The organism is Natrinema soli (assembly GCF_028618695.1).
This window is the reverse complement of record NZ_JAQIVI010000085.1, coordinates 1-861: the sequence shown is the minus strand read 5'-3', so window position 1 is coordinate 861 and position 861 is coordinate 1. Positions and strand designations below refer to the sequence as shown.

Annotated in this window: 1 protein-coding gene; it reads left to right on the top strand. The window is 67.6% G+C overall.

Translation table 11 applies throughout. The annotated features are described in order from the left end of the window. On the top strand, positions 1-861 hold an 861-nt coding region (locus tag PGX04_RS05260), incomplete at both ends, for an oligopeptide/dipeptide ABC transporter ATP-binding protein (RefSeq protein ID WP_273737541.1).

The following is an 861-nucleotide window of genomic DNA, read 5'->3' as shown; positions in this document are numbered from 1 at the left end:
GCTCGGTCACCTACCGCGACACCGAACTGACCGAGTGCTCCCGGTCCGAACTCCGGGAGCTGCGATCCGAGATTCAGTACGTCTTCCAGGATCCCCTCGCCAGCCTGAACCCGCAGCTGACCGTCGCCGACATCGTCGGCGAAGCCCTCGCGGTTCACGACGTCGTCCCGCCGGATCGGCGCGACGAACGCGTTCGAGAACTGCTCGAGACCGTCGGGCTGCAGGCCGGCCACGCGACCCGGTATCCCCACGAGTTCTCCGGCGGCCAACGCCAGCGGATCGGTATCGCTCGCGCGCTCGCCGTCGAACCGGCGTTCATCGTCTGCGACGAGCCGGTGTCCTCGCTCGACGTCTCCGTGCAGGCCGGGATCCTCAATTTGCTCTCCGACCTCCAGGAGCGCTTCGGGCTCTCGTACCTGATTATCACCCACGACCTCTCGGTGGTCGAGCACATCGCCGATCGGGTGGCCGTGATGTATCTCGGGGAACTCGTCGAAACCGGGACGACTACCGAGGTCTTCGATTTCCCCTCTCATCCCTACACCGAAGCGTTGCTGTCGGCGATTCCCGAACCCGACCCCTGCTGGGCGGGCGATCGGATCGTCCTCGAGGGATCGGTTCCCTCCGCCACCGATCCCCCGTCGGGCTGCCGGTTTCACACGCGCTGTCCGAGGGTCATCCCGCCCGCCGAGTACGACCTCGAGACGGACTCGTTCCGCTCGATCATGGCGCTTCGAACCCGGCTCGCCGAGGCGGACGCCGACGCGGGACTCGAGGCGCTCCTTCCGCGCCCCGACGCCCACGAGGACGTCACAATGGCGATCCGGGACGCCAGCGGGATCCCCCACCGGCTCGAGGATC